The following is a 7,830-nucleotide window of genomic DNA, read 5'->3' as shown; positions in this document are numbered from 1 at the left end:
CCAGTCGCGTCCGCGCACCCAGCCATGGCTCGTCAGGTAATTCGCGATGGAGGCAAGCGTATCCGCCTCGGAACTCCAGATGTCGGCGCTGCCATTGCCGTCGCCGTCGACAGCGTATTTCAGATAGGAGGTGGGCATGAATTGCGGCTGGCCCATCGCGCCAGCCCAGGACGAGCGCATCGCGCGGGGCGAGATCCCACGCCGCTCTACCATTTCGAGCGCCGCCAGAACTTCTTCGCGAAACATCGCTTTGCGGGTGGCGAGAAAGGCCTTGGTGGCGAGAACCTCGAACGCATCATGGGGAATCTTCGCTCGCCCAAAACCGGATTCGCGCCCCCAAATGGCGAGCACAATGCCGCTGGAAACACCGTAGCGCTTCTCGATGGCCGACAGGACGCCAGCAAGCTTTCCTGCCCGCGCACGACCGCCCGAGACGACGCCTCCAATATGCTTGAAATAGGCGGAAGGCGCGCGAAACTCGGCCTGGTGCTGACGGTCGCTTCGAGGTTTGCTCTCGCCCGGCAAGATGAGATCGGGCAGTTTCAGATTGGGAGAGACATTGGCAAAGGCCGCGTTAAAGGTGGTGGATGAAATGCCCCGGCGCTGCGCTTCCGGCCAGAGATCGTTGGCGAGCCAATTGCGGAACTGCGCTTCGACGGACTGCGCCGCCGTCGCACCCGCAACAACCAAACCGCAAAGGAAGACCAGAAGGCGTATCGTATCGCGGAATCTCAAGTGCATTCCTCCCGAATCTTCACTAGAAGCTGGTACGCGACTTGAGCGCCGCCGACAGCGTTCCCTCATCCAGATAGTCGAGTTCGCCCCCCACCGGCACACCGTGGGCGAGGCGCGTCACCTTCACCTCCATCCCCGCCACCTGGTCGGTGATGTAGTGGGCGGTGGTCTGCCCTTCCACCGTGGCGTTGACGGCGAGGATCAATTCCGAGACAGCGCCTTCGGACACCCGCCCAACGAGCCCCTTGATGTTGAGGTCGTCCGGCCCGACGCCGTCGAGCGGAGAAAGGGTGCCACCGAGCACATGATAGCGCGCATTCATGGCACCGGCGCGCTCCAGCGCCCAGAGATCGGACACGTCTTCCACCACGATGATGGTGCTGCCGTCGCGACGCGGGTCGGTGCACAGGGTGCAGGGATCGCTGGTGTCGACATTGCCGCAGGTGGAACACACCCGCACCTTGTCGACGGCCTCGGCCATGGCCGCCGTCAGCGGCGCGAAAAGCTGATCTTTCTTCTTGATCAGATGGAGTGCAGCCCGCCGCGCCGAACGCGGCCCGAGCCCCGGCACGCGTGCCAGAAGCTGGATAAGGCGCTCGATCTCGGGGCCGGCGATGGATTTGGACATGGGCTGATCCGAAATGCTGCACGGCAGAAGCGGAAACCCGGTTTCCGCCCGGACGTGCACCTCTGTCCTATTCTAGAACGGCAGCTTCATACCCGGGGGGATGGGCAGGCCGGCCGTCATTTCCTGGGTCTTTTCCTGCATGGCGGCTTCGAGCTTCGATTTCGCATCGTTGTGTGCTGCCAGGATCAGGTCTTCCAGGATTTCGACGTCATCTTCCTTGAAGAGCGACGGGTCGATCTTGAGACCTTTCATCTCGGATTTTCCGCTAAGCGTCACCGTTACCGAGCCGCCGGCCGCCTGGCCCTCGATTTTCATCTGGGCCATTTCTTCCTGCAGGGCTTGAAACTTGGCCTGCATCTCTTTGGCCTTGCCCATCAGGCCCATCAGATCGCGCATTGTGGTCTCCAGTTCGTTCAGAAATCTTCGTCGTCGTCATCGTCCAGATCGACCGCCTCGACCGGTCCGGATGCATCTTCGACAGCGTCCGGATCGGTTGCGTCCGGTATGCGAATGTCGATGATCTTCGATCCGGGGAACTTGTCTAGAATAGCCGACACCGCCGGATCGGCTTTCGCATCCGCTATCGCGCTCTCGCGGCGGCCCTCCTCCTGCTCGGCGAGCGTCGGACCGCCGGTTTCGCTCGACAGAGAGACGACCCAGCGCCGCCCCGTCCAATCCTTGAGACGGTTTGTCAGATCGCCCATCAGTGTTTTCGGCGCATCGTCGACCAGGTTGACCTCGATACGGCCGGGAACGATGGAGACGAGGCGCACGCAACGCTTGAGCAGAACCTTGAACGCCATGTCCCGCCTGGCATCGGCGAGCTTGGATATGTCTTCAAGAGAGTGAAGCGGAACCACGTCCGGTTCCTGCTGACTGTGAACGGGCTGTTGTATCGGCACAGAGGCCGTTTCCGGCTGGACAAGACGCATGGTCTGTCCCCCGCCGGAGATTGGCGCGTGCTGCGCGGCAATAGCCGATGCCATCACACCACCACCCCCGTTACCGGAGGGGGCCGCTGCGCCAGAGCCTGAAGGCCGTCCGTGTCCACTGCCGGTTTCGGCGGACATGTCGTCCAGCCGCTTGATCGCCTCGTCGAGGGTCGGCAAATTGGCCGCATGCGCGATGCGGATCAGCACCATTTCACCGGCAGCAACGGGCCGACCGGAAGACTGCACTTCCTGAATGCCCTTGAGCAGCATCTGCCACGCGCGGGAAAGGACACGAACGGAAAGCGTTTTTGAAAGTTCCAGGCCGCGCATGCGCTCGTCTTCCGAAAGCGCGGCGTCCTCGGCTGCTTCCGGCACGAAACGCAACCGCGTGACCAGATGATTGAACTCGGCAAGGTCGTTAAGGACCGTCGCCGGATCTGCGCCGACGTCGTATTGGGCGCGGTATTCGCCCAGCGCGGCAGCCACGTCCCCTTTCATGAGGCATTCGAACAGGCCGATGATGCGGCTGCGGTCGGCCAGTCCGAGCATGTCGCGAACGGTTTCCGCCGTCACCTTTCCGGAGGAATGGGCGATCGCCTGATCGAAGATCGATTGGGCATCGCGCATCGACCCTTCCGACGCGCGGGCAATCATAGCCAGCGCCTCGTCTTCGGCAGCTACCCCCTCGAGTCCGCCGATGCGGGCGAGGTCGGCCTTGATCATGGCCGCGTCGATGCGGCGCAGATCGAAACGCTGACAGCGCGACAGAATGGTGATGGGTACCTTGCGAATTTCTGTCGTCGCGAAGATGAACTTCACATGTGGCGGCGGCTCCTCGAGTGTCTTCAACAGGCCGTTGAAGGCCTGGTTGGAGAGCATGTGAACCTCATCGATGATGAAGACCTTGTAGCGCGCGGAGACCGGCGCATAGCGCACCTGCTCGATGATGTCGCGTATATCGTCGATGCCCGTGTGCGAGGCGGCGTCCATTTCCACCACATCCACGTGCCGCCCCTCGAGAATGGCGCGACAATGCTCGCCCTCCTCGTTCAGTTCTACCGTGGGATGATCGATCGTGTCGGTCTTGTAATTGAGTGCACGGGCCAGAATACGCGCCGTCGTCGTCTTGCCCACACCGCGCACGCCAGTCAGCATCCACGCCTGTGCGATGCGCCCGGCGCCGAAAGCGTTGGTGAGCGTGCGCACCATCGGCTCCTGACCGATAAGAGCCGTGAAATCGCTGGGGCGGTACTTGCGGGCCAGGACCCGATAGGCGCTGCCGGCCTTGTCGCTTGCGTTTGTGCCGGCCTCGGTCATTGCCCTGTCGCGCTCCGTGTTTTGTCCTGACGCGGCCAGTGTCCCCTTGGACGAGGTTGTGCGTCAATGGACAATGTGGACGACAAGGCTGGAATCCGGTGAATGCGGTCAAAGAAGACGAGAAGAAGGTGGGAGGCTGGCACGGCGACCCGTGCCTGGCTCGTTAGGGCTGCTTCCTTCCGGATCTGACCCGGTTGGCGAGTGGCGCGTCCACCACCAACCTCCCGGCCCTCATATCGGAAATTGTGAAGGCAAATGCAAGAGACGACATGCGCTTTCCTGTCGACGGCCAATCATTCGCTTGCAGCAGTCCCCTACTCACTTTAGCTTTGATCGATCGGATGAGGAAACACGATGTTGCCAGACGCCAAACAAGGTTTCGAACTCGATCCACGTTTGGACGCGGAAAGCCTGCATGTGACGTGGCTCGGCCTTTGCGAATTGCGCGTGTGCGACGACAGCCGCTGGCCATGGCTCATATTGATTCCGCAGCGCCCCGGCGCCGAGGAAATTCACGACCTCACCCCGCTCGACCAGGCGATGGTGAGCTTCGAAACCAACATGATTGCCCAGACATTGAAGGATCTCACCGGCTGCACGAAGATCAACAGTGCCGCCCTCGGCAATATCGTCCGTCAACTTCACATTCACGTGGTGGCGCGCAGCGAAGACGATCCGGGCTGGCCGGGCCCTGTCTGGGGGCATGGCGTGCGCGAGCCTTATCGCCGTGAAGACCTGCACCGACTTGCCGAAACGATCCGCGGCAAGTTATGAGCCTCTCGTGCAAAGAGACAGACTGCCTTCCATGACCTTTCCCTTTTTCGGCACCGCCCGCGACGAAGCAAGCCGGCGCGTCGCGTTCTCCGGAAATCGCATTGACCGGCAATCGGAGGCGCGCAGTGATGACGCAGCGGAACGCGCGCTGGAAAACCCGAAGGCGCGCCTCCTTCTCTTCACAGAGGGGCGGCTGCTTTTGCGTGTCGAGGGCGAAAACGCTTTCTATCCCTATTTTGCACGCAATGAAGCCGCAACGTTCGCACCCGATCTGAAGCAGGCAGTCCTGCTTGGACACCAGGATGAAACACCCGTGCTGGCCGTGCTCGCAATGGCCGACCCCGAAGCACTGCCCGCGTCCGTCAAGGCCATCGACTACCGTTCGATCTATATGCAGGGGCTGTTGGAGCCCACAGCGCTCGGCGCACTCGCCCAAGGTGCCGCCCTTCTTGCCTGGCACGCCGCCCATCGCTTTTGCGGACGGTGCGGCAACGAAACCACCATGCATGACGGTGGTTATAAACGGCACTGTCCGACGTGCAGGCGAGATCATTTTCCGCGCACCGACCCCGTGGTGATTATGCTGGCGATCCGGGGCGAGCAGTGCCTTCTGGGCCGAAGCCCCCATTTCGCACCGGGCATGATTTCATGCCTTGCCGGCTTCGTGGAACCGGGCGAGACCGTCGAAGCCGCCGTGCGCCGTGAAACACGCGAGGAATCGGATATCGAGATCGGCGCCGTCGCCTATCATGCGAGCCAACCCTGGCCATTTCCTTATTCGCTGATGATCGGCTGCTATGGCGAAGCCGAAAGCGACACGATCACCATCGACGAGAACGAACTGGAGGAATGCCGCTGGTTTTCACGCGCGGAGGTGAATTTGATGCTCAACAGCACCCACCCCGACGGCTATCGCGTGCCACCGGACGGCGCCATCGCCAACACTCTTATACGCGACTGGGTGCTGGCGCCGGAAACCCTTTAGGATCGCCTTTCGCGGAAAAGACCAAGCGAGTTGTCCCGCTCTTCTTGCCATGTAGTGTGATGCACTAATCGTCATCCTCGCTCTGCATGGCGCGGAACGGGTGTCCGGCATAGACGCCAAGAATCCGAACTTCACGCGAGAAGAAGCCAAGTTCCTCAAGCGCCAGCGCGACGTTGCGATCGTCAGGGTGTCCTTCCACATCGGCGTAGAACAGAGTGGAAAAGAACTTGCCGCCAAGCTGGTAGCTTTCAAGCTTGGTCATGTTGACGCCGTTGGTGGCGAAACCGCCCATCGCTTTGTAGAGCGCCGCCGGTACGTTGCGCACCCGAAAGATAAAGGTTGTCATCATCGTCTGGTCGAGCCCGATTCGCTCGGCCCATTTCTGCTCTTTCGAAAGCACCACGAAGCGCGTGACATTGTTGTCCATGTCTTCGACATTCTCCATGGCGATATCGAGGCCATAGAGTTCGGAAGCCAGTCGCGGCGCGAGCGCGGCGTTGGAGCGGTCGCCCATCTCCGCCACGAGACGGGCCGCGCCCGCAGTGTCGCCGGCAACCGTGCCCTTCCAACGATGCTCGCGGATGATGTCGCGACATTGCCCGAGCGCATGGATATGACTGTAAACGGTCTTGATCTCCTCCTTTTTCACGCCGGGAAGAACCATGAGCTGAAAATGGATCGGCAGGAAATATTCGCCGACGATGTGCAACTTCGAGCGTGGCAAAAGATGGTGGATGTCGGCCACACGACCGGCGATCGTATTTTCGATGGGAATCATCGCCAGATCTGCCGCGCCGGTTTCTACGGCGTTGAAACAATCCTCAAAGGTGGGACATGGAAGCGGCTCCATGTCGGGAAACATGTTGCGGCAGGCCGTGTCGGAATTCGCACCGGGCTCGCCCTGAAAGGCGATCTTGTTCGTTTTGACTGCCATGTTCATGTATCCAGTTTCTCTGCAAGTCTTGTCCTGGCTTTCTCCAGGTCGTCGGGAGTGTCCACGCCAAGGGGCACCGAGGCGACGATCTGCGCGTCGATGCGCATGCCGGCCTCCAGCGCCCGCAATTGCTCCAGTCTTTCGCGCCGCTCGAGCACGGACGGCGAAAGCGAGACGAAACGCTCAAGCGCGGCGCGACGATAAGCATAAATGCCGACATGGTGGTAGAGCGGACCATCCCCCCACGGCGCCGTGGCACGCGTGAAATAAAGCGCCCTCAGCCGAGCGCCATCGGTCGCGATCGGCGTACCGACGATCTTCACGACATTCGGATTGGCTTTTTCCGCGGCGTCTTCGATCTCGACGCCGAGTGTGGCGATGTCGACCTTCGGATCGTCGAGCGGACCGGCGACAGCGCGAATGTCTTCCGGCGCGATGGTCGGCAGGTCGCCCTGAAGGTTGACGATACGATCATACCGGCCATGGGCGTCGATCTTGCCCAATGCCTCGAAGATTCGATCCGAACCGGTTTCGTGATCGGCGCGCGTCATAACCGCGTCGAATCCGGCTTTCTCCACCGCCTCGGCCACGTCTTTCGAATCGGTTGCGACGATCACCTTGCCGGCGCCGCTCTCCGATGCCCGGTGTGCCACATGTACGATCATCGGCATACCGACGATATCCGCCAATGGTTTACCGGGCAGGCGAGTCGAGGCCATGCGCGCGGGAATGATGATGAGGCTGGACATGAGGGCGGGAACTCTTTTGAATTGCTAAAGTGGCAAAACGTCTCACACGGAAGTGCCTTATATGTGTTGCATGCGCGGAGCAAAAGACCTAGTTTCCGCGCGATTTTACCGGCATCGGCCGAACGCGGGGGACACCGGCGCGGAAGTTTCGCTCTTCACGCCGCCGCGAGCGTCCGGAATAGGGAGCCTCAGGGCGTATGAACTCTTTCGAACTCAACAAGATCCTCGGCGCGCTGCTTGGCGCCGTTTTCGTCATCTTCTCGGTCAGCCTTATTTCGGATGCGATCTTTTCTTCGCCGCCGCCTGCCACACCGGGCTATGCGATCGAGGTTCCTGAGCACGATGGGGCGGGTGCTTCCGACGAACCGGCCGAACCGGAATCCATCGCACCGCTGCTTGCTTCCGCCGATGCGAGCAAAGGCGAAAACATCTTCAAGCGCTGTCAGGCGTGTCACACCGTCGAAGATGGCGGCGCCAACAAGGTCGGTCCGAACCTCTGGGAGATCGTCGACCGTCCTATCGCCAGCCATGAGGGCTTTGGCTATTCGGCCGCGATGCAGGAATTTGCCGAAGGCGGCAGCGTCACCTGGACTTATGATAATCTCAACCACTTTCTGACGAACCCGAAAGGTTTCATCTCGGGCACGGCAATGGCATTCGCCGGCCTCAAGAAGATCGAGGATCGTGCCGATCTGATAGCCTATCTGCGCGAGCACGCCGCAAATCCTGTGCCACTGCCCGAACCGGAGGCCGAAGGTGGTGACGACGCCGCGGCC

The 7,830-nt window shown here is 61.1% G+C and carries 9 protein-coding genes and 1 other RNA gene; 3 read left to right on the top strand and 7 right to left on the bottom strand.

The features are described 5' to 3' along the window. From QZ638_RS20830 to ffs, 5 genes are all read right to left on the bottom strand, one after another. Nucleotides 1-735: lytic transglycosylase domain-containing protein (locus QZ638_RS20830; protein WP_295813969.1), on the bottom strand; the 735-nt coding region annotated here is incomplete at its 3' end. 22 nt (nucleotides 736-757) lie between these two features. Next, on the bottom strand, nucleotides 758-1,363 hold the full coding sequence (recR, locus tag QZ638_RS20825) for a recombination mediator RecR (RefSeq protein ID WP_295813965.1): 606 nt from the start codon (nucleotides 1,361-1,363) through the stop codon (nucleotides 758-760). Nucleotides 1,364-1,435: 72 nt separating this feature from the next. Then, on the bottom strand, nucleotides 1,436-1,759 hold the full coding sequence (locus QZ638_RS20820; protein ID WP_295813962.1) for a YbaB/EbfC family nucleoid-associated protein: 324 nt from the start codon (nucleotides 1,757-1,759) through the stop codon (nucleotides 1,436-1,438). 17 nt (nucleotides 1,760-1,776) lie between these two features. Continuing rightward, a complete protein-coding gene (locus QZ638_RS20815) occupies nucleotides 1,777-3,651 on the bottom strand; it encodes a DNA polymerase III subunit gamma/tau (protein ID WP_295813972.1) in 1,875 nt (624 codons plus the stop codon). Nucleotides 3,652-3,740: 89 nt separating this feature from the next. Continuing rightward, nucleotides 3,741-3,837, bottom strand: an RNA gene (ffs, locus tag QZ638_RS20810) — signal recognition particle sRNA small type. Nucleotides 3,838-3,966: 129 nt separating this feature from the next. On the opposite strand from ffs, the gene QZ638_RS20805 reads away from it, so the two are divergent. Next, nucleotides 3,967-4,386: an HIT family protein gene (locus QZ638_RS20805; RefSeq protein WP_295813960.1), complete on the top strand. Its 420-nt coding sequence runs from the start codon at nucleotides 3,967-3,969 to the stop codon at nucleotides 4,384-4,386. 31 nt (nucleotides 4,387-4,417) lie between these two features. Further along, nucleotides 4,418-5,371: an NAD(+) diphosphatase gene (gene nudC, locus QZ638_RS20800; RefSeq protein WP_295813957.1), complete on the top strand. Its 954-nt coding sequence runs from the start codon at nucleotides 4,418-4,420 to the stop codon at nucleotides 5,369-5,371. Nucleotides 5,372-5,435: 64 nt separating this feature from the next. On the opposite strand, the gene QZ638_RS20795 is transcribed toward nudC, so the two are convergent. Next, nucleotides 5,436-6,311, bottom strand: a complete 876-nt coding sequence (locus tag QZ638_RS20795; protein WP_295813954.1) for a prephenate dehydratase — start codon at nucleotides 6,309-6,311, stop codon at nucleotides 5,436-5,438. After that, nucleotides 6,308-7,054: a 3-deoxy-manno-octulosonate cytidylyltransferase gene (locus tag QZ638_RS20790; protein WP_295813951.1), complete on the bottom strand. Its 747-nt coding sequence runs from the start codon at nucleotides 7,052-7,054 to the stop codon at nucleotides 6,308-6,310. Before QZ638_RS20790 ends, QZ638_RS20795 begins: the two co-directional genes overlap by 4 nt. Nucleotides 7,055-7,251: 197 nt before the next feature. Between QZ638_RS20790 and QZ638_RS20785 the strand changes: the two genes are divergently transcribed. Continuing rightward, nucleotides 7,252-7,830, top strand: a 579-nt coding sequence (locus QZ638_RS20785) for a cytochrome c family protein (RefSeq protein ID WP_295813948.1), incomplete at its 3' end; no start/stop codon positions are given.

Source organism: uncultured Nitratireductor sp. (assembly GCF_913053745.1).
GTDB lineage: Bacteria > Pseudomonadota > Alphaproteobacteria > Rhizobiales > Rhizobiaceae > Nitratireductor.
Note: the sequence above shows the minus strand (reverse complement) of the source record. Positions and strands in the feature narration are given on the sequence as shown.

Bases quoted from the DNA above. Each gene is read 5' to 3' on its own strand.
- nudC (WP_295813957.1), top strand. From the start codon at position 4,418: ATGACCTTTCCCTTTTTCGGCACCGCCCGCGACGAAGCAAGCCGGCGC.
- QZ638_RS20820 (WP_295813962.1), bottom strand. From the start codon at position 1,759: ATGCGCGATCTGATGGGCCTGATGGGCAAGGCCAAAGAGATGCAGGCC.
- QZ638_RS20790 (WP_295813951.1), bottom strand. From the start codon at position 7,054: ATGTCCAGCCTCATCATCATTCCCGCGCGCATGGCCTCGACTCGCCTG.
- recR (WP_295813965.1), bottom strand. From the start codon at position 1,363: ATGTCCAAATCCATCGCCGGCCCCGAGATCGAGCGCCTTATCCAGCTT.
- QZ638_RS20805 (WP_295813960.1), top strand. From the start codon at position 3,967: ATGTTGCCAGACGCCAAACAAGGTTTCGAACTCGATCCACGTTTGGAC.
- QZ638_RS20795 (WP_295813954.1), bottom strand. From the start codon at position 6,311: ATGAACATGGCAGTCAAAACGAACAAGATCGCCTTTCAGGGCGAGCCC.